This is a genomic window from Prochlorococcus sp. MIT 1307 (assembly GCF_034092395.1).
GTDB lineage: Bacteria > Cyanobacteriota > Cyanobacteriia > PCC-6307 > Cyanobiaceae > AG-363-K07.
In genome coordinates this window covers 840,330-859,111 of record NZ_CP139301.1, presented here as the reverse complement: position 1 = coordinate 859,111, position 18,782 = coordinate 840,330, and the positions used below count along the sequence as shown (strand labels likewise).

The following is an 18,782-nucleotide window of genomic DNA, read 5'->3' as shown; positions in this document are numbered from 1 at the left end:
AATAGGGTTACACTTAACCCTGCGAAATCAATAGGAGAAAATCCCTGATTAATTGTTTAGGCAACTTGTTCTAGTGGGAAAAACTACTAGAAAACTGCTACTAGGGAAATACTAGAGAAAAGAAGGATTAAAATCTTTAAAAGACGGCTTTATCTTTAGGCTGATCATTTCTTATCCATTGATTTTCTTTCTAGCTCACCTCCAGTTAAGCCTAAAAGGAAAAAATAAAGCGCATAAAGAAAACCAACCAAAAGTGCTAGTCCAATTAAGGAAAAAATAAATACTTGAAATGACACAGTAATAAGAAGAATCATATTTCTAAATATTTTTTGTGGATATAGACAAAATTTCATATGTATCCTAAGGCATTAGTAGTCTTTTAATTCTTTTGATTTTGTATGATTTCTTTATAGAAGCATGTAAAATATTTTTTCAATGGTTTTACATAGATTCAATTGAAAATTTTTTATTAAAGGATTGGGTGCTAGTGTTAATCCCTTTTTTTTATGGAATAAATTTCTTTTGGTTTAGAATCTTGTAATGAAGAGATTTGCTTACAATCCAGGTGGGCTAGATAGTAGAGATTACTTACTTAAATTGGGAGTGCTTGTTTCTATCTGTAGGCATATTATCTTTATTTTGCTATTACTAAAGTAGTTAGTTAAGGAGAGAATGCATGGATGAGGCTTTTGCAAGAGAAGTGACCATTCGCTCGCTACTGAAGTCAAAGGGATATGAGTTTGATGTGGAAAATCAATACTGGATTAGAGAATGGACGGCCAATGGAGGGCAGGAGACGTTCTTAGAAGTTGCAATGAAGACAGAGGATGGCGAATGGAACAAATTGATGATGTCACCCGAAGGGAAGGTGTTTTATGCCGAGGCTGTTGGTGGTGGAGTTTAAAAAAAGAAATACATAAATATGGTTAATGAATGCAAAACAACAGCTTCTTTTCACTTAATGCATTGAGTTTAATGAACTAATAATCTTTCTATGATCAGAGTTAGGAGAACACCTCGAAAGAAAGTGATCCATAACAAACCATAATTGCTAATACCTAGCTTCTTCTTTTCCCGCTCAATAGATCTTTTGTGCATAGAGATGAGCCTTATTGAGGGTGAGTCCCTTCTAAGCGGTGTAGGGATACGGATGTACCTACCTTTTTTGTCAGTTGGATAGCTCATGAGTCCTTTAATTCAATCTGAGTCATTTTCAGTGTGGTGTCATCCCATGGGTCTTCAATAAACAAGGAATTACTTGCGATTTCTTTGATCTTTCTTTTAACTGCAATGTCCTTCCATTCACACCACATATCATTGAGTATGCAGGCTTGATTTTGGGTTTGTGCCCCCTCGGAAAGCAATTTAATTTGGAAGGGCTTTAGATCTGCCTTCCATTGCTTGAACTCCTCTTTCCAATTTTCATCGTTCATGCTGTTACCTTGACTTTCTAAACAATGATCCTGTGAATAGGAATAATTGCAAGGCCTAATTTCTATGGCTTAGATTTTTCAAGACCTTTCTTGCGCGATTTTTTTACCTTATGAAGCCTTAATAAACTCCCACTCTACTTCAAGAATAAGAAGGTCTAAGAATGGTTTGTTTTGCTTCACTTAAGGCTTTAGCAAGATTCTTTAGGTGGGGAGATATATGATGTATCTAATTATGAGATAGTTAAGGTGAGAATTTTCTTCCACATTCTCGTTTTTTAATACGAAAAGTTTAAGCTGTTATATATAATGCATATCAAAATTTAGTACATATAGTGCTGTCCTAGAAGTATAGATTTAAATCTAGCTCTACTTAGAATGACTTGCTATGTTAACTTTTATACTCTAGATATTCTCCTATTCTCTTGACTCTTTTCTTGTCTAAGAAATTAGAAAAGCAACTCGATTTTAATAGGCACTCATGAAATTTAAAAGTATTGTATTCCTTTGTTCCAATAGGTCCTTCTAAGACCCCTTGCATAAGATCATGCTTTTTAGGGTTTGAAAATTCAAATTGCAGTAAGTGTCTTGTTGAAATTGAATTTTCCCAACTGCCTCTATGCAAAACTTGTGTATCAAGTAAAAAAATTGATCCAGTGCGATGTGCTAAATAGATTTCGTTGCTTAATCTAAATCTGTTGGCAAAATTTAGCCATCGGAGCAGCTCAATGAAATAACTATAAATTTGATAATTAATGCTAGGAGGTCTTTTTTGGGGAGGAGAGATTATCGTAGGGTTCGAACCATCACCTTCAAAGCATACAAAGACTTTTAACCTCGCACCAACATTGTCGGTATGCCAATAAGTTGAAAAACCTTTAGGAGTTACACTATCTTTATTAGAACGTATAAAAAAATTCACGCCATCTATTTTCGCCTCCGGACCTAGGTAGTCCAAAATTGGTTTACTTAGCTGTTCAAAAAGTTCATTGAAAACTTCAAATTTACTCGAATCAATGGTTAAATTGTTGGAGCTCTTGAGATTTTCTTGATATAGGCTTCTTATTTTAGGAATAGACTCTTTAGATAAACTTAACTCATGAAAACCAAAACTTTCACCAATCTCGCCTTGATAAGGTAAGTGCCTATCAAATCGTCTTATTACTGCCAATTGCTTAAAAAAACGACGTGTAAAATGCACTCCACGGAATATGCGAGGATTTAAACGGAGGAGCTTACTGAACAAACTTTTAGCTTGTAAAACTATATTCAAGTTAGATTTTATGGATTGTTTTAGTGTAGCATCGTTTTGACCTTGAGTCTCTTCAGTAGAAAATCTCTTGGAATGATCTTTATTATGCGGAAAAAATTTTCTAAAGACTCATATTATTTCTTTCTCCCCTTAAGGAGTGCTAAGAAGAATTGAGTGTTTATATGCGAAATGATTAGCTTTGTGAGTTAATCCTATTTATCCTATGAGATCTTTAGGAGTGCATACTTTATTCGAGTACTATATATATCTATTCTCTATTTTTAATGCATTCAAAAAATTTATCTTTAAAGTGCTAGAGGTTGCTTTGCTATTGCATTTGTAATCCAATATGTATTTTCTTTGTTCACCTTGATACTCTCTAAAGAGACAAGTGTTTTATGAATGTCCTTGAAAATTAATTTTGTATTGACCTTCTTTGGTAGGTTAACCTGAAATGAAACAAAAGATTTATCAAGATGGCAGAAGGAAATTAGCAATTTAATTTTAGGAATTATTCCTTGTTCTCACGGCATTGCAACTGATTAATTGCTCTATAGAAAGATTCCTTTGCAGAATAAGAAGTGGTAAACTTTAAGAAAAGCGTATGCATCAGTTTGTATTAGGAAAGTGGCTCTATTTGCTATATTTCAAGTGTATTCCCTTAAGGGATCTTGATAGATAATGCGAGCTTTAATGCCTAAAAAAGAACTGCGTGATTTTGGACTCCTTATTAGTAAGTCTTCCCATCCCTTATTGACTTGATGTTTCCTGAGCTTAGGCCGCATATACTCTGTGAATGGACTTTATGTTTTATGCTCCAACCTTTGCGGTTAGGGACACATTTTCGCGAACAGGCCTCTATCTATATAAAGTTGGAGACCACTTGGGCATATATTAGGACGTACCTACTATCAAATTGTTTGAGAGATTTTTCCTTTAGTGCTAATATAGTTTTTATTTCTAGCATTGAGGTTGGCAGGGTAAGACCCTCTAGGAAACAAGAAAGGCTGCAAGAAGAGTTATAATGAAATTAATCAGTATCAAACTAGACTTAAAAAGTATCATTCAACCATGAAATACATTTCTGAGCTAATTAATGATTTGTCGGACTTGCTTATAGTACGTAGAGATTCTTTGCTAACCCCATTTATTGATAGTAAACTTTAGGCATGAAGCTCAAGACACTTGGGGTTCAAATTTTACTTGGAATAGCATTATTTGATATTTCAGGAGCTATTTTTGGTCGTCAAAAAGTTAGGCTTTTATATGGTAGATATTTAAACCCTAGAGATGGAATAGGACGAGGGTACCCAAGGTACCATCATAAAGCGAACGTAGAAAGAGGATTTGATATAAGACCTTCTTCTTCTAAAATTTTAGCTAAATCTAAACCTACAGAATACAAAGCTTATTATGTGTGGGGAAACTCTCTAGGGTGTTTTGACTTTGAAGATAGCAAAGAGAGTCAATATGATATTTATCTTGCAGGGGATAGTTTTACATGGGGATACGCACCTCTCGATAAAAAATTTGGCACAATAATTGAAAAATCGACACAATTAAGAGTCGCAAAGTGTGGTGTTACGCATACTGGGCAGGGGCATCAATTTTCAAAGTTTAAAGATATCAAAAATAAATTAGGATATAGCCCAAAAATTGTCATTGTCTCCGTTTATCACAACGATGTGATAAATGATTTTATGTACCCTAAAACCACTGTGATGGAAGGATATCAAGTTGATTTTAAGAAGATAGTTAATAAAAAGATTATCATAATTCCATCTAAAGAAATTGAAGCTAGATTTAAAACTTGGATGACTTCTCAGACTCATGAAAAAATATTATATCGAAGAATAACAAGTCTTAAGTATTGGTCAGCTTCTTTTATTGTTCTGGACCACTCAATACAGAAAATAAAGGCGATTTTCTTCGATAAAAATTCTAAGCAACCCTCGTATGGCCATTCTGATTTTGATTTGGATTCATATAAAACGAGTAACCCAATAGCTAGAAGCAATATGATGTTTATAAAACAATGGATTGAACATTCAAGAAAAAATAATTATAAACTAATCTTTTCTACTATTCCAGACAGAGCCTCAACCTCTAAAACCTATGAAGGATTTCATCTTTATGTAGAAAGTTTGAATGGTTTGTCTTGGGATTTTGCAGAATATATTGAAATGAATCATGCGAAGAAGAATATTTTTTGGAAAAATGACCCACATTTTAATATTGAAGGTAACAGGCTTTATGCTGAATATTTAAAGAAGAAACTTAGCAAGTACGATAAAAAAAACGAGAGCGGACTTTATTAAAATAGCCGGCCTAGTGCATTTAGATACTTTTCTTATGTAAAATGATTAAGATCATTTGATAAGAGCAATTTCATAATCTGCAAAAATATCGAAGATTAAAAAATGATTATAATCAATGGTTGTTGAATAATTACTTTTCTGGGAAAATATTATTCAATTTTGAATCAGCATAGAGGCATAACCTGTTTTATTAGTCTATCCAAAGCTTTCCAACTTTGACTTCTACTCGATCTTCAACCCGAAGACGATTTAGAGCATAAAAAAGTGCAATAAGTACTCATTCGTTTTTAAGCTACCTATTGGTATCGTGTTTATACAGGCCTAACGGAAGATGAAGCTACTTTTTTTGATTGCAGCTGTATATCTCCTTTTTGAATATTTGAATTATTTAAATAGAAAAGAAGGTAGGGCTGAGAACAACAAATCTAAATCAGATGAAACAGTTGACAAAGCTCTCAAAGAAGCCGAGGAATCACTAAGTTCTCCTGCTAAGCAATCTCTTGTTGATGTTTATTCAACCGGAACAGACCAGAAAAATACCCCTTCTATTGAAGAGCCTGCTGCTCAAGCAGCCTTTAGCAATGATCTACTTGAAGAATGCCCAATTGAACCACCATTAATTAACCAAGCCTTGAAAGAAGAACCCGCCTTAAACAGTGATTCGGGGACACCTCTTGTTGATTCCATTTCAGTTGGACCAATTGACTTTTTTGAATCAAAAGACTCATTGGAAGATAAACAAAAGACTGGAGAACAGTCCCTAGAATTATTCTTTGATACTAAACTATCTGAAGTCAAAGAAAGTGTTATGAATAGTGACTCCGAAGAATTGACAAAAGACAAAGTAATGAAACCCCCAGGGAATCAAACTGTGCATTGCTTTATAGATGAAAAAGAAGTGTCTTTGAAGGAGTGTGATCTAGACCTCCAAGGTGAAGAAGATCAAGACAATGCATCTGATGGAGCAATAGATGGGAGTCCAGGTATCAAAGTTCTTGAGGAGGATACTTGCTAATGGCACAAACACTTGAAGCAATTTTTATTTTGATAATTGTCTGGCAAATAATGACTAGGCTTAGAGGTATTGAAAGCAGTAATCAAAGCGCAGGGAAGCTTTTTAACGAAGCAATTAATGATGCAAGAGAAAGGCTTCCTAGTACAGGACTTTTTAGACTATTCAAAAGAGACGTAAGTACATCTAAAGCTAGCGTTGAGCCCTCAATAGATATTGAGAAAACTAGTATTCCAGCGAAAGGAGATGAAGACGAAGATAGGAAATAAAGTTCCAGGTCTTCTCTTGCATTTAACTCCAATCAATGTAATTCTTGGGGAAAAGTAGTTCTTAAATGATTTTTGCCATTTTATTTACTCTTCTATGCATTACCATTGCAACGGTAGTTATTACTGTAGTAGTTTGGCTTGGCTTTAATAGAGAGAGTGAAATAGCAATGGACATTTCAAAGGTTATAGAAGATATATCTGCTGATATGTCCAAAACCTATAAAGATCTTCGGGGACTAATTGCATTGGTTTTAGAAATTGCGCAACCCTTATTAAATAGTCAGGTGGTAGATGTTAAGAGTGAAGAGTTAACCGATGATGTCGAAGTATCAGAGACATAGCTGCAAGTAATAGTTTAAGGGTGCTTATTTTAGATTTAATCTCTACTTGTACATGAGATAAGTTATATCCTTTATTTGCTTTGTGGAATTAATAGACCTTTAGCAAGTAACATAAATTTCATATTCAGAATGTTTTTGAATCGTATTAGGTATTAATAAATTGTATGGCAGCCATCAAGAAGTCAAAGGTTGTTTAACCCTTAACAACATTGCTGAAATTTCTCTTGAGCATAATGTCCGCGATGTCGTATGGATTCACCTATGCACCCTGTTGATAGCACCACTTATTTGGGACAATGGGGTATGCAGTTTTCCATCTATCAACAGACCTATCAATTTGAGACCTGTTTACTGGGGTTTCAGAGACCTATCAAAACTCTATTAATGGATGTGACTGCTGAAAACCCTTGCCGCAACTGGATAGGATAGACATATGCATTTCCAGGACATAATCGAAGCACTGAATTCTTTTTGGGCTGAAAAAGGTTGTCTGCTTTTGCAGCCATATGACACAGAAAAGGGTGCAGGAACAATGAGTCCACATTCATTCTTAAGAGCAATTGGCCCAGAGCCTTGGGCTGTTGCTTATCCTGAACCCTGCAGAAGGCCAACTGATGGAAGATATGGAGAAAACCCAAATCGAGCACAGCATTATTTCCAATATCAAGTCTTAATTAAGCCTTCGCCAGATGAGATTCAGGAAAAATACCTTTCTTCATTGGAAGCACTTGGAATTAATCCGAAGGAGCACGATATTCGATTTGTGGAAGATAATTGGGAGTCTCCAACACTTGGAGCCTGGGGAGTGGGCTGGGAGGTTTGGCTGGATGGCATGGAAGTAACTCAATTTACTTATTTTCAACAGTGTGGAGGCCTAGATTGCAAACCAGTTTCTATAGAAATCACGTATGGGTTAGAGAGATTAGGGATGTATCTTCAAAATGTTGAAAGTATTTGGGATTTAAGTTGGAATGAATTTCTGAAATATGGAGAAATATGGCTTCCGTTTGAGAAGGGACAATGTAAATATAATTTTGAGGCTTCAAGCCCATCTCGCCTGAAAAGCCTTTTTGATTTATATGAATCTGAAGCTAAAGATTTAATAGAAAAAAAACTTCCAATCCCCTCTTTAGACTTTGTTCTCAAGTGTAGTCATGTATTTAATCTTCTTGAGGCGAGAGGTGTGATTTCAGTAACAGAAAGAACAGCAACAATCGGAAGGATTCGAACTTTATCTCGCAAAGTAGCAGAAGAATGGTTGCTTGAAAGAGAATCTCTAGGGTTTCCTTTAGACAGGCAAATTTCCCCAAATCAATAGCAAATCATCAGTGTTCTTTACTTATATTTCAAATTACAGGGAGATTGATCTCGAACAACTTATTTGAATTGGACTTTCCATTCTAACCGCAAATGCAGATGGGCATTTGTTGAAGGCTTCAATCAGACAAAGGGTCTTTGGTGAAGTAGTGATTTTTTTGAGGTGTTTTAGTAAATTGTGATTCGATTTAATTTGAGGAATTAAGATTATTTTATGGATCAACACTTCTTGATATCGAGCAGTAATTAAGGTGAGTATAATTTGTTACCTTTGCAGGGCTCTGTTGATACAGGAATAATTTTTTGTGTGGCGATTACTACCTATTTCAGAATAGAATGTATATGCCCTTTATAGGGCTTTTTTGTGTGAGGAACTTAAATGAAACTTTTCCAGCAATTGCTGGTGGCACCTGCTGCTTTGGGTTTAATGGCTCCAATTGCAGCTACTGCCGCTGAGCTGAACATCAATGATGTTTCCAGCTACTCCGATTCAACCGGTGTAGTTGAGAGCATATCTCAGTTCTCAGATGTCTACCCCACAGATTGGGCGTACCAGGCGTTGACCGATTTGGCTGAGCGTCATGGTTGTGCAGCAGCTGATCCTTCTGGCAGCATGACTCGTTATGAAGCTGCGGCTCTTTTAAATAAATGCCTTGGCAATGTTGCTCAGGTCAATGAAGAGGAGCGGCGCCTTATTAATGAATTTGGCCCTGAACTTGCTGTGATTAAGGGACGTATTGATGGGCTCGAGGCTCGGGTTGGTGAATTCGAGGCCGGTATGTTCTCTACGACTACTAAATTAACTGGTAAGACCTACTTCGTTTTAGGTGGTTATGGCAGAGACACCAACTCAGGTAACGCTGAGCAAGATGATGGATCTCTGACTTTTAACTACACTACTCAGTTAAATCTAAATACCAGCTTTACTGGTGAGGATTTACTGTATACCAGGATCAAGACAGGTAATTTTTCAAACTCCGCTTTTGGGAGTAAAACCTACGGAAATTACCTCAGTGCTACTAATAACAACGCCGATGCGTTGAAAGTGGACAAGATTTGGTACCAGTTCCCTGTAGGTGAAAACTTCACAGTCTGGGCAGGACCAAAGATCGAGAACTACTACATGTTGGCCAGTTCTCCTTCTATTTATAAGCCAGTCATGAAGCAATTTGCTTTGGGTGGCAATTCAGGTGCTTATGCTGCAAGTACCGATGGTGGTTTTGGTGTTGCATGGACTCAGTCAGTTGATGACCCTACTCAACCAAGATTTGCTGTTAGTACTAACATCGTCTCAAAAGGTGCATCAAATGCTACTGACGAAGGCGGTGGTATCTTCACTGATGCCCAACAAAAGTGGTTAACTAAGTTTGAGTATGGTGCCCCTCGTTGGCAGGTCTCTTTTGCAGTAGCAAATGAGATGTGCAATGACAAAAGCGGTACCAACACTGAAAGTTGTAAAGCTTGGCAAGAGTACTACGCAACTGACAAAGGAAATAACGCGGGCACAGGTAATGCGACTAGTTATTCCGCAAGAGCCTATTGGAAGCCTGAAGACGTAGGTATGATTCCTGCTATTCAGGTTGGTTATGATGTTAGGGACATCGATGATGATGATAGTCAGGACTCAGTTGAAGCAACTGCTGCTTGGATGGTTGGCCTTATGTGGGATGACGTGTTCGTTGATGGAAACAGAGCAGGAGTAGCTTTCGGTTCCCGTGCGCATGCAACGGAGATCCAAGGTAAACATGAGGGCAATGACGATGATGCCGCAGGCAACTTCGTTTGGGAAGCCTATTACGACTATAAAGTCTCTGACAACATCACAGTTACACCTGCCGTCTTTGGTGGTTCAGATGTCTCGACTGGAGAAAATGATGACATCCTCGGTGGTCTAGTTCAGACCACATTCAAGTTCTGATCTATTAGCTACTGCTAGTAGACGATCCAAAAAAAAAGCCCACATTCTGTGGGCTTTTTTTTTTGGAAACCATTTTAAATTTTTGAAAATGTTTATTACCCGAACTTAGGTAGTGAGATATTAGCTCTGGATAAGTGGTCAGAAGAAAAATATTGCCTCCTTTTATAGGAAAAATTTTTATCTTCTTAATTAATAATGAGGCTAAAAAATTTCATATATCTCTTACCCAATCTCTTACCAGCAGTTTTCACCTTCACCTATAGGAATACATATGTCCTTTTTTTTAGCTTTTTTTGCAGCTGCTTTGGCCTCATCATCAAGTTTGCTTTTTTCGTCTATATCTTGATCGGTAGTCCATTCTTTTAGACCACCCATTTCACTTTGCTCTCCGGCCTGAGATAGGTCAGGTATGAGGGCATTGGATGCAAGCATTGCAGATGCGGCAAGAAAGATAGCTACAGGGGATTTTTTTGGCATCTGAAAATTCTAAAATTTCTTGAACTCTTATAGTGACTCTATTCAGCAATAGATGATGTAACTTACTTGGCTTGAAGTTGTACTAATTGATACTTCTAGTTACCTAGACGGCGTAAAAGGTTGTTATATGCCTGGAAAACTAGATCAAGCTGCGCAGATTTCCCATGCTCAGCAAGTAATCCACGCGCACCAGCATCAAGACCAAACAAAATGTTTCTATCCTCATTGCTAGCGACGTAGCTTTGTATCCAGCCAATGCAGGCTAATCGTTCACCTTTGGAGACTGCTTTTACGCAATGAAGACTAGTGCTTGGGTAGATGACAATTTGACCTGCTTTTAATTTGATCTCTTTTTCCTCTTGCATGCTTTGTATGCAAAGTTCCCCACCTTTGTAATGATTTGGATCCGTCAAAAAAAGTGTAAATGAAAGGTCACTTCTGCCAGAGCTCATGTATGCGTTATCTACATGATCGCCATAACTATCACCAGTAGAGGTTAGAGAGAACATCACACCATGAACAAGCCTGGGTAGGCAGAAGCTTTTTAAAAGAGGATCCCTTGTGATCATGTTTATTACCTCTCGGCTGGATTCCAAAGCTATTTTTGACTCTTTCTCGAGCTGTTTGTTCTTTTTAACTTTGGCAGCATGAGAGCCAGCTGTTCTTTTTCCATCTTGCCAGTTGGATTTATTTTTTAGAAGCTTGTCAAATAAAGACTTGGATGCCGACTCTGATAGCAAAGTGTGGATCAAGTAATCCATAGATTTAATTAGGTAATATTTCTAATGGCTAAGAGCCAACCTGACGGCAGATGAAACATTTGACACAAACTAAAGTATAAAACGCTGAACATGATGATGCTTTTGTTTTCCCAAGATAATGTATTGATTGGGTTTTAATTGTTGATTAGAAATGATTTCAGCAAGACGTCTTATTCCTGCAGCGATAGCAGTAAGTTTTTCAGTAGGGCTTGGGCTAAGACATGCAGCTCAAGCACAAACAAGAGAAGTTCGAGTTTACTCAGGCCGTCACTACAATACTGATAGGAAGATATTTAAAAAGTTTTCTGAGGAAACAGGAATTAGAGTCAGGCTGATCGAAGCAACTGGGATTTCTTTAGTTGAGAGATTAAAGAGAGAAGGTTCAAGTTCAAAGGCTGATATCATACTATTAGTGGATGCCGCAAGGATTAGTAATGCTGCCAAAAAAGGCCTTTTGCAGCAATATCGTTCTCCCAAGCTTGATAAAGAAGTTCCTAAGCAATACAGAGACCCTCAAGGACGCTGGTATGCCTTAACAAGGCGAGTAAGAGTAATGGTAGCCAATCCAGAAAGAGTTGATATCTCAAAAATTAGTAATTATTCAGACTTGGCTAGTCCATTACTTAAAGAAAAGGTTTGTTTACGTAAACGCAATAGCCCATATAACCAGTCTTTAGTAGCTAATCAATTAGTTCTCAGAGGCGAAGTCGACACTAAAAAATGGTTAAAGGGAATGATTGCGAATGTTTCTCAGGCTTATTTTCCGGGTGATATCGGATTAATCCGTGCTGTTTCTCAGGGAAGCTGTGGAGTAGGAATAGTTAATCATTATTATGTTGCCCGCATGCTGGCAGGTGTTAATGGAAGTAAGGATAAAAAGTTAGCCAAGAAAGTAAAAGTCATTACACCGCAACCTGCACATGTAAATGTTAGTGCAGCAGGAATTGCAAAATATGCTAAGAATAAAAATGAGGCTATTCAACTGCTTGAATACCTTGCATCGCCAACAGGTAGCAGGGGGTTAGCAGGTCCAACTTTTGAGCATCCATTAAGAGGTGCTAACACCTCTAAAGAAGTTAAGAGTTTTGGATCATTTCGCCCAGACAATGTAACTATCAACCAGTTAGGTATTTTTAATGCTAAGGCTATTAACTTGATGGCTAAATCTGGCTGGCAATAAATAAAATATTTTCTCTTTTTCTCATATATATATATATTTACCTAAAACCCATTAAAGTTCTAGATAGTTCAAAACCCCTATGGAGAGGTGGCTGAGTGGTCGAAAGCGAACGACTCGAAATCGTTTGACGGGAAACCGTCCGTGGGTTCGAATCCCACCCTCTCCGTTCAATTAATTTGTCAGGAGTTGTCTTGACGTGTCACTTTCACGTGAATACGTTGCAGTAACTACTGTTTTAAGCGTTAAGAGATATCCACCAGTATTTAGGATAGTTCAACTTTAGGAAAAATGTGGTCGCTTGGTGTGATGCTTTGATAGAACAAGGATTAGTAATTGGCATTGTTATACTTACACTATATAATCTAACTTATATAGATTATTTATTAGTGAATACTTCAATGCAAGCTACAACAATTGAATTTGTAAACCATGCTTCCGTTTTAATATCTAATAATAAGATAGCTTTGTTGTCAGACCCCTGGTATAGAGGGGATGCTTTTCATAAAGGATGGCAACTTCTTTATGAAAATGACCCTATGGAAATAGCAAATCTTTTAAGCAAAGTTAGTCATATATGGATTTCTCATGAACATCCAGATCACTTTTCTATATCTTTTTTTAAGCAATATGGACAAATAATTAGAGACAGAGGCATTATCGTCTTATTTCAAGAGACCATTGACAAAAGAGTGATCTCGTTTTTGGGAGTTAACAAATTTAGATATAAAGAAATCAGTTTTAATTGTGATATTCAACTGTCTGATGACTTTTCTATTCAGTGTTTAAAAGATGGTTTTTATGATTCAGCCTTACTTGTCAAAAGTGAGAACTATACAATATTAAACATAAACGATTGTCAAATTAGAGATAAGACTAGAGCGCTCGAAGTGAAAAATATATGTGGTGAGATCGATGTTTTACTCACTCAATTTAGTTATGCTGCATGGAAAGGAGGTGTGAGCAATAAAGCTTGGCGAGAAGATGCTGCAAATGAAAAAATTCAGAATATTAAGACTCAGGTCGAGGTTTTGAAACCATCAATAACAATTCCATTTGCTAGTTTTATTTTCTTCTCTAATGAAGATAATTTTTATATGAATGATTCCATAAATAAACCCTGGGACATAGTCAAGTCATTTGATAATCAAAGTGCCACTATTGTTGTTATGAAGCCTGGCGACACCTTTAAACTGGAGAGTGAGTATTGTGATACTGCTAATGCTTGTAATTTCTGGGACGCCCAAATAACAGCTGTAAAAAATAGAGAGCTAAATAGCTATATAGAGGAAACATATCAAAATCTAGAAGATGGATTTCGGCGATATCGTTCACGCATTATTAAAAACAACAATTTATTTCTACTAAGACTTACTTCCTTTCTGAGCCCTATAAAATTTTTTAAACCCGTTTATATACTATTAGATGATCTTGGGTATACAGTAAAAATTGATTATCTTAATAATATTTTTGTTAAGTCTACTAAGATCCCAATGCTTAAGATGAAATCAGAATGCTTAGGATTTCTGTTTCATAACCAATATGGCTTTGACACTTTAAATGTTAATGCACGGTTTGAAGAAGTGTCTCGAAATGGATGGTCGCTAGCTACTAGAACGTTGTCAATAGAAACACTGAATAATATGGGTAAAAGGTTTACATGGTTGCTCTTTTTTGACATTGCAACAATAACTTTGTTTATAAGAACTCTATTGAAGGTTGTTAGGTCATTAAAGAAATAATCTAGCGATCAAGAATTGTGATTATTTGCTGAATAGGTTGGTTTGGCTTAAGCAGATATAAGTTTTTGTTAAAGCAAGAGTAAAAGCCCTACACGCTGGCTTAAAAGAGGAATCAATTTCTTTGCCAAGAACTCAGCAAATTCTCTGAGAATTTCTTTAGAGAATGTCGTATGGATTCACCAATGGACCTAGTTGATAAATCCTCAAGTAAGGATCATTTTAAATTTGGTTTTTGTTCATTCAATAGAACCAGTAATTTCCAATTATACTAATAGGTTTTAGTGCGTCCCATACAGAGCCAATTATGTGCTAGGGAAAACTAATACTTTTTGAAGTTAGGTCGTCCTATGCCGTCTCATAGAGTCAATTTTTGGTACGACCTCACGGACACCCTCTCCGTTTTCAAGTAAGCTAACCTTTTCTGAGGCGGAGTAAGATTTTAGTATTAGCAGTGGTTGTAGTGATTTGTGCTTCTAGTCCAGTCAATTCAGGCTATTAATTCTAGTTTTGGTGTTAGCTTTATCCCAATATGGCACTCACAGACAGCGATCTCAGAGCACTTGAACCGAAGGATAATCTGTTCAAAGTGTCTATAAGATATAATAATGCTAATTATTTTGAAACCTATAGATAGGAGTCATTATTGCTTTTATGGATTATAGAGTAAAATCCTTAATTCAGAGAAGTATTGCATCCTTACCTTCTGATTTATCATATAAGTTATATTATCTAATTCAAAGAAAATTTGGAGGTTTAAAAAGTGTAGACCCATTCCCAAGCCTTCTTAAGGGTAGAAAGATCCTTGAGATATTAAGTGGCATGTCAATAGATTTTGAAGGAAAGAGTTTCCTTGAATTGGGGGCAGGAAGAAGCCTAATACTTCCACTCTCGCTATATATTCAAGGTGCAAGAGAAGTTGTAAGTGTTGATTTAAATCCATATTTTTCTATTGATATCTGGAATGACTCTCTTAAGTCCATCGTTGAAAATATCGATATAATAAAAAAAGATTTTCCAAAATTAGATTCTCATCGACTTGATTTAGTACTGTCTACCAAAAACTTAGATAATGTAGCTCAAATATTAGGTTTTTTAAATTCAATTGGCATTCGTTATATTGCTCCATGTGACTCAACTCGACTTCCATTTAGGGATAAATACTTTGATTTCCAAATATCAACTAATGTTTTAGAGCATATTCCAAAGAATAAAATCTCTGGAATCTTCCCCGAAATAAAAAGAGTCTTATCTGAAGATGGTTTGTGCTTAAATCTTATAGATTATAGTGATCACTTCGCTCATTCTGACCATAATATATCCTTAATACATTTCCTTAGATTTTCTAGTCAAGATTTCAAATCTTTAGCAGGAAATCGCTATATGTATATGAATCGCTTGAGAGATGATGACTTTCAACAACTTTTTGCTGATTTAGAAATGAAAACAATTTTTTCAGAAAAGGTTGTTGATAGTTCTATTTTGAATCTTTTAAAAACAAATGATAAATCTGTTTTTCTTCATGACGATTTTAAGTTTAAAGAAAAAGATTGTCTCGCCACTACGCATGCTTGGTATGGGTTGTCTTTTTCCTGAAGGTATTTAATAATCGTTAATAAGGAATGATTAGGGAACTGTCTACAACAAACTCTACGCTGGGACCTTCCCTAAACAAATAGCAATAGGTGCAAATTTGGTGGTTTGGTTAGAGTTAGATGTACAGAAATGGATGCAAGAACAAATAGATAAGGGGAGGGGCTAAACCCTCCTTTCTTCTTGTCCAATCGGTTATCCAACCCCGTCAATACAGTCTAAAATCCGTTGTAGGTATTTCAGGAATGATTTGTAAAACCTGTCTAATCCCGTCTGTAGCAGTCTAAATTTCGCCGAACTCGACAGACACCCTCTCCGTTTTAAACTCTTTCACACAGGACCACACAGTCTCAAATCGCTTGCGGTGCAGTAGGTTTTAGCGGCTCAACCTTTCAGACACATCCACACAAAGGCAACACAATGCAATTTAAATAGTAGGGTATTTCAACTTGAATGTTAGGGTATAAATGGTCCGGTAGGGTATTTTTAGAAGCATTTAATTCTTTCATTCAATATTGTTTATACGAGTATATTTTTGGTGAATAAAATAACACCCTTCTACGTATTAACTACGTCTTATGAATGATCAGAATTCGTTATGGAAATCAGAATCAAATCAATAAAAAGGAATATCGCTGGATTTGATTATTCGAATATATTCAGAATAGTTCAGTCTTTTTAAAAATGTGTGCATTCATATTGTGTTTGGGTTCTTCTGAAACCAGATAGCTCAATAGAGAAGTCCAAAGCATTGACTACAAGATTTGTTGTTCGACCCTCTTTCATATATCTGCACTCAATTGCTTGTCGACAACCACTGGAAGACCCAATAACTCAATAAAGCAACTATGACCCAAGGGATTAGTGCTCTGATGACCCAAAGGGAAAGGAGAAGAACTACTGCAGAAAGAACAACCCTTTTGGTCATTGCCTTCGCGTCATCAGTCATGTATTCCTATCGAGGGATTAGAGGCAGGGGATAGAACTTTGTTGCCCTTCCTTCTTAGTGGATTTCTTTGGTTTCAGTAAGGCATTAAGAAGGGGGTGAGATTTCCGTCACCCCCTTTGAGTCAGGCACTTATTTTTTCGAACCGTCGTGCCTTAACTCCTGATCTAGTTCTACTCCTCTGAGATAAGGATTCAACTGGAAGAAGTACCTGTTTGTGACGCAAAAAAAGACCGACCCAACCGGCATCGGTCTTTCTTCTGACGACTGTTTGGGGGCAAATCGCTTGTATCTTTTTCCACATCTTGCAATTGACTGAAAACACAAAGTCGATGTGTCCTGACTAAGCAACTTCTGCGCACCATCCAATTTCAAGAACACGCTTCTTTCGCCAGTTCTTGCACCGCTTCGTTAGGTGTTCTCCTTGCTGGATGAGTTTGCGGTGAATAGGACAAGTCAAAAGAGTCACGCAACTTTTGGTAGAGCAATAAGTGAAGTGTTCGCAGGTCATACAAACAGCACTTCCTTTTGAGTATTGAAGTTCCCCATAGTCGAAGTAGTCCCACTCCTCTGGTTCTTCAGAGGTTGGAATGGGTGCAACTGATCTTTTTCTTTTTTTCCACGCCATAATTTTCCACTCTTTAAAGGGTGTTAGTTCAGAGGTCAAATGGTGGTTAGGCGGTGGTTAAAACCAAATCGATGAGTTGGTCTTTTTTGAGGTTGTTGGTCTTGTGACCAGCAAGCATTTTTTTGAGTTGTTTAACGGTGAGTTTTTGGAGTTCGATTTTGGAGTCAATCCAGATTCCTTTCTTTGGGAATGAAAGGAGAGTTGTGATTGCTTCGGTAAAGAGAAAAACGACTTGGAGCAGATACGTGAACCAGTCGTCGAACGCAGAATTAGTCATAGCCAAATCATTTTGTTGAGCAGGAAGTCCCTATAGTACACGTGTACCAAGAAAGAGGTTGTCCGACCTCTCAACGCTCTAATTGTATCGTTTCATTTACCATGTCGATAATGAACGCCGTATATGGCATGCAAAACTTCAATAAAATAAAGGTTTATAGTGTTTCATAAAGGTGTTCTAGTTGCTATGGTATTAGTAACACAGGTTTCTGAAATAATTTGACCAAGTTCCAAGGATTCCAACGACCCTCTCCTTTGCTGATAGATAAACCCACTTACAAGCAAATTGGATACGCAAGGGCCTCTTCCGCATCATCCAAGTTCGGTTTGGAAGCGCAGGTTGCTGCATTGAGAGAAGCAGGTTGCGACCAAATCTTCCAAGAGACCATCAGCACAAGAGTGAAGGACATCGACCGCCCTCAACTTCAATTGGCATTAGGAGCTTTAAAAGAAGGCGATGAAATTGTTTTCGTCAAACTTGATAGGGGGTTTCGCACTCAAAAAGAAACGATCAATGTTCTCCACGACTTACAAGAGCAAGACAAGCATGTAAGAACTTTGGATGGACTCATTAACACCAGAGGACTCGGCAAGTTCGCTCCAATCCTTATCGGTTTGCTTTCAGGGTTGAATCAGGTTGAGCGTTCGATGATTGCTGAACGCCAAGCAGAATCGATTCAGTACAGAAAGGAAATAGGCGCATCTTTAGGAGGTCGTCCTAAAACCAATACTGCAAAAGAAGGTCTGGTTGTTCGATTAAGGAATGAAGGTTGCTCTTATCGCAATATCAGGGCACAAACGGGTCTTGCCCTAGCAACCATCCGCAGAATCATCGTGGATCAAGAAGAGAGTGCGGTGGCGGTATGAGCAAGAAAATCAAAAAAACTGAAAGCAGAAGGTTTAGGTGCAACAGTAATCGCCAAGAAGTTGAAAATTCACAGAGACAACGTTTATCGTTTACTTAAGGAGGCAGCAGTATGACTAAAGAAAATATAGGTGGACTATCTGATTACATTGTTTTGAAGAAAGAGAAGGAAGTTATTTTTTATTTGCATAATCCCTATCCAGATTGCTTAGCAATTCCAGAGATAATGAAGGAAAGGTTTCCTGATGATTACAAGAGCATAGTTACAAGTGACTTAGAAGAGTTCAAGAAATATAGAGGGCAAGTGTGATGTATAGAGACAGCATTTATGCCTTCTCCAGGAGGTGGCGGCGGCATGAATGATGCTGTGTTTATCTTTGCTCCCACTATTGGATTGGTGATTTTCTTTGTGGCGATGAATCTTGTAATCACCAGAATTTTCACTAAGGATAGAAACCGATGA

General features: G+C 37.1%; 19 protein-coding genes, 1 tRNA gene and 1 pseudogene. 15 read left to right on the top strand and 6 right to left on the bottom strand.

The genetic code is table 11. From position 1 onward, the window contains the following. The first annotated feature begins 700 nt into the window (after positions 1 to 700). A complete protein-coding gene (locus SOI82_RS04455) occupies positions 701 to 904 on the top strand; it encodes a hypothetical protein (RefSeq protein WP_320668164.1) in 204 nt (67 codons plus the stop codon). 277 nt (positions 905 to 1,181) lie between these two features. Here SOI82_RS04455 and SOI82_RS04450 read toward each other — a convergent pair whose 3' ends face one another. Both SOI82_RS04450 and SOI82_RS04445 read right to left on the bottom strand, forming a co-directional pair. Further along, a complete protein-coding gene (locus SOI82_RS04450) occupies positions 1,182 to 1,433 on the bottom strand; it encodes a hypothetical protein (protein WP_320668163.1) in 252 nt (83 codons plus the stop codon). A gap of 388 nt (positions 1,434 to 1,821) precedes the next feature. Next, positions 1,822 to 2,676 carry a hypothetical protein gene (locus SOI82_RS04445; RefSeq protein WP_320668162.1) on the bottom strand — a complete coding sequence of 285 codons (855 nt, stop codon included), beginning with the start codon at positions 2,674 to 2,676 and terminating at the stop codon, positions 1,822 to 1,824. 1,175 nt (positions 2,677 to 3,851) lie between these two features. Between SOI82_RS04445 and SOI82_RS04440 the strand changes: the two genes are divergently transcribed. The 6 genes from SOI82_RS04440 (at position 3,852) to SOI82_RS04415 (ending at position 9,857) form a co-directional block, all read left to right on the top strand. After that, entirely contained in the window at positions 3,852 to 5,000 is a 1,149-nt protein-coding gene (locus SOI82_RS04440; protein ID WP_320668161.1) for a hypothetical protein, read from the top strand. Between the two features lie 331 nt (positions 5,001 to 5,331). Then, complete coding sequence (locus SOI82_RS04435) at positions 5,332 to 6,015, top strand: hypothetical protein (RefSeq protein ID WP_320668160.1); 684 nt, start codon at positions 5,332 to 5,334, stop codon at positions 6,013 to 6,015. Continuing rightward, positions 6,015 to 6,281, top strand: coding sequence for a hypothetical protein (locus SOI82_RS04430; RefSeq protein WP_320668159.1), 267 nt, complete (start codon positions 6,015 to 6,017; stop codon positions 6,279 to 6,281). Before SOI82_RS04435 ends, SOI82_RS04430 begins: the two co-directional genes overlap by 1 nt. 65 nt (positions 6,282 to 6,346) lie before the next feature. Next, entirely contained in the window at positions 6,347 to 6,622 is a 276-nt protein-coding gene (locus SOI82_RS04425; protein WP_320668158.1) for a hypothetical protein, read from the top strand. 433 nt (positions 6,623 to 7,055) lie between these two features. Then, positions 7,056 to 7,940 carry a glycine--tRNA ligase subunit alpha gene (gene glyQ / locus SOI82_RS04420; protein WP_320668157.1) on the top strand — a complete coding sequence of 295 codons (885 nt, stop codon included), beginning with the start codon at positions 7,056 to 7,058 and terminating at the stop codon, positions 7,938 to 7,940. 378 nt (positions 7,941 to 8,318) lie between these two features. Beyond that, positions 8,319 to 9,857: an iron uptake porin gene (locus SOI82_RS04415; RefSeq protein ID WP_320668156.1), complete on the top strand. Its 1,539-nt coding sequence runs from the start codon at positions 8,319 to 8,321 to the stop codon at positions 9,855 to 9,857. A gap of 234 nt (positions 9,858 to 10,091) precedes the next feature. Here the strand turns inward: SOI82_RS04415 and SOI82_RS04410 are convergent, their stop codons facing one another. Further along, complete coding sequence (locus SOI82_RS04410) at positions 10,092 to 10,334, bottom strand: hypothetical protein (RefSeq protein WP_320668155.1); 243 nt, start codon at positions 10,332 to 10,334, stop codon at positions 10,092 to 10,094. Between the two features lie 95 nt (positions 10,335 to 10,429). Continuing rightward, positions 10,430 to 11,095 (bottom strand): Fe2+-dependent dioxygenase, encoded by a 666-nt coding sequence (locus SOI82_RS04405; protein WP_320668154.1) that lies wholly within the window; start codon positions 11,093 to 11,095, stop codon positions 10,430 to 10,432. Positions 11,096 to 11,246: 151 nt separating this feature from the next. Between SOI82_RS04405 and SOI82_RS04400 the strand changes: the two genes are divergently transcribed. The 5 genes and pseudogenes from SOI82_RS04400 to SOI82_RS04380 form a co-directional block, all read left to right on the top strand. Continuing rightward, entirely contained in the window at positions 11,247 to 12,275 is a 1,029-nt protein-coding gene (locus SOI82_RS04400; protein ID WP_320668153.1) for an extracellular solute-binding protein, read from the top strand. A gap of 81 nt (positions 12,276 to 12,356) precedes the next feature. After that, positions 12,357 to 12,441, top strand: a tRNA-Ser gene (locus tag SOI82_RS04395). 124 nt (positions 12,442 to 12,565) lie between these two features. Then, positions 12,566 to 14,014 (top strand): hypothetical protein, encoded by a 1,449-nt coding sequence (locus SOI82_RS04390; protein ID WP_320668152.1) that lies wholly within the window; start codon positions 12,566 to 12,568, stop codon positions 14,012 to 14,014. An 819-nt stretch (positions 14,015 to 14,833) separates the two neighbouring features. Then, positions 14,834 to 15,607 (top strand): class I SAM-dependent methyltransferase, encoded by a 774-nt coding sequence (locus tag SOI82_RS04385; protein ID WP_320668151.1) that lies wholly within the window; start codon positions 14,834 to 14,836, stop codon positions 15,605 to 15,607. Positions 15,608 to 15,656: 49 nt separating this feature from the next. Then, positions 15,657 to 15,773: pseudogene (locus SOI82_RS04380) on the top strand (helix-turn-helix transcriptional regulator); the annotation flags it as partial. 1,120 nt (positions 15,774 to 16,893) lie between these two features. Here the strand turns inward: SOI82_RS04380 and SOI82_RS04375 are convergent. Both SOI82_RS04375 and SOI82_RS04370 read right to left on the bottom strand, forming a co-directional pair. Beyond that, on the bottom strand, positions 16,894 to 17,178 hold the full coding sequence (locus SOI82_RS04375; protein WP_320668150.1) for a galactose oxidase: 285 nt from the start codon (positions 17,176 to 17,178) through the stop codon (positions 16,894 to 16,896). Positions 17,179 to 17,224: 46 nt separating this feature from the next. Further along, positions 17,225 to 17,455 carry a hypothetical protein gene (locus tag SOI82_RS04370; protein ID WP_320668149.1) on the bottom strand — a complete coding sequence of 77 codons (231 nt, stop codon included), beginning with the start codon at positions 17,453 to 17,455 and terminating at the stop codon, positions 17,225 to 17,227. Positions 17,456 to 17,673: 218 nt separating this feature from the next. Between SOI82_RS04370 and SOI82_RS04365 the strand changes: the two genes are divergently transcribed. From SOI82_RS04365 to SOI82_RS04355, 3 genes are all read left to right on the top strand, one after another. After that, on the top strand, positions 17,674 to 18,321 hold the full coding sequence (locus SOI82_RS04365) for a recombinase family protein (protein ID WP_320668148.1): 648 nt from the start codon (positions 17,674 to 17,676) through the stop codon (positions 18,319 to 18,321). Positions 18,322 to 18,431: 110 nt separating this feature from the next. Further along, positions 18,432 to 18,629, top strand: a complete 198-nt coding sequence (locus SOI82_RS04360; RefSeq protein WP_320668147.1) for a hypothetical protein — start codon at positions 18,432 to 18,434, stop codon at positions 18,627 to 18,629. 18 nt (positions 18,630 to 18,647) lie between these two features. Beyond that, positions 18,648 to 18,782, top strand: a complete 135-nt coding sequence (locus SOI82_RS04355) for a hypothetical protein (protein WP_320668146.1) — start codon at positions 18,648 to 18,650, stop codon at positions 18,780 to 18,782.

What these genes read in the sequence shown, in the direction of transcription:
- SOI82_RS04450 (WP_320668163.1), bottom strand. Translation starts at nt 1,433, where the DNA reads ATGAACGATGAAAATTGGAAAGAGGAGTTCAAGCAATGGAAGGCAGAT.
- SOI82_RS04440 (WP_320668161.1), top strand. Translation starts at nt 3,852, where the DNA reads ATGAAGCTCAAGACACTTGGGGTTCAAATTTTACTTGGAATAGCATTA.
- SOI82_RS04435 (WP_320668160.1), top strand. Translation starts at nt 5,332, where the DNA reads ATGAAGCTACTTTTTTTGATTGCAGCTGTATATCTCCTTTTTGAATAT.
- SOI82_RS04430 (WP_320668159.1), top strand. Translation starts at nt 6,015, where the DNA reads ATGGCACAAACACTTGAAGCAATTTTTATTTTGATAATTGTCTGGCAA.
- SOI82_RS04425 (WP_320668158.1), top strand. Translation starts at nt 6,347, where the DNA reads ATGATTTTTGCCATTTTATTTACTCTTCTATGCATTACCATTGCAACG.
- glyQ (WP_320668157.1), top strand. Translation starts at nt 7,056, where the DNA reads ATGCATTTCCAGGACATAATCGAAGCACTGAATTCTTTTTGGGCTGAA.
- SOI82_RS04415 (WP_320668156.1), top strand. Translation starts at nt 8,319, where the DNA reads ATGAAACTTTTCCAGCAATTGCTGGTGGCACCTGCTGCTTTGGGTTTA.
- SOI82_RS04410 (WP_320668155.1), bottom strand. Translation starts at nt 10,334, where the DNA reads ATGCCAAAAAAATCCCCTGTAGCTATCTTTCTTGCCGCATCTGCAATG.
- SOI82_RS04405 (WP_320668154.1), bottom strand. Translation starts at nt 11,095, where the DNA reads ATGGATTACTTGATCCACACTTTGCTATCAGAGTCGGCATCCAAGTCT.
- SOI82_RS04400 (WP_320668153.1), top strand. Translation starts at nt 11,247, where the DNA reads ATGATTTCAGCAAGACGTCTTATTCCTGCAGCGATAGCAGTAAGTTTT.
- SOI82_RS04385 (WP_320668151.1), top strand. Translation starts at nt 14,834, where the DNA reads ATGTCAATAGATTTTGAAGGAAAGAGTTTCCTTGAATTGGGGGCAGGA.
- SOI82_RS04375 (WP_320668150.1), bottom strand. Translation starts at nt 17,178, where the DNA reads ATGGCGTGGAAAAAAAGAAAAAGATCAGTTGCACCCATTCCAACCTCT.
- SOI82_RS04370 (WP_320668149.1), bottom strand. Translation starts at nt 17,455, where the DNA reads ATGACTAATTCTGCGTTCGACGACTGGTTCACGTATCTGCTCCAAGTC.
- SOI82_RS04360 (WP_320668147.1), top strand. Translation starts at nt 18,432, where the DNA reads ATGACTAAAGAAAATATAGGTGGACTATCTGATTACATTGTTTTGAAG.
- SOI82_RS04355 (WP_320668146.1), top strand. Translation starts at nt 18,648, where the DNA reads ATGCCTTCTCCAGGAGGTGGCGGCGGCATGAATGATGCTGTGTTTATC.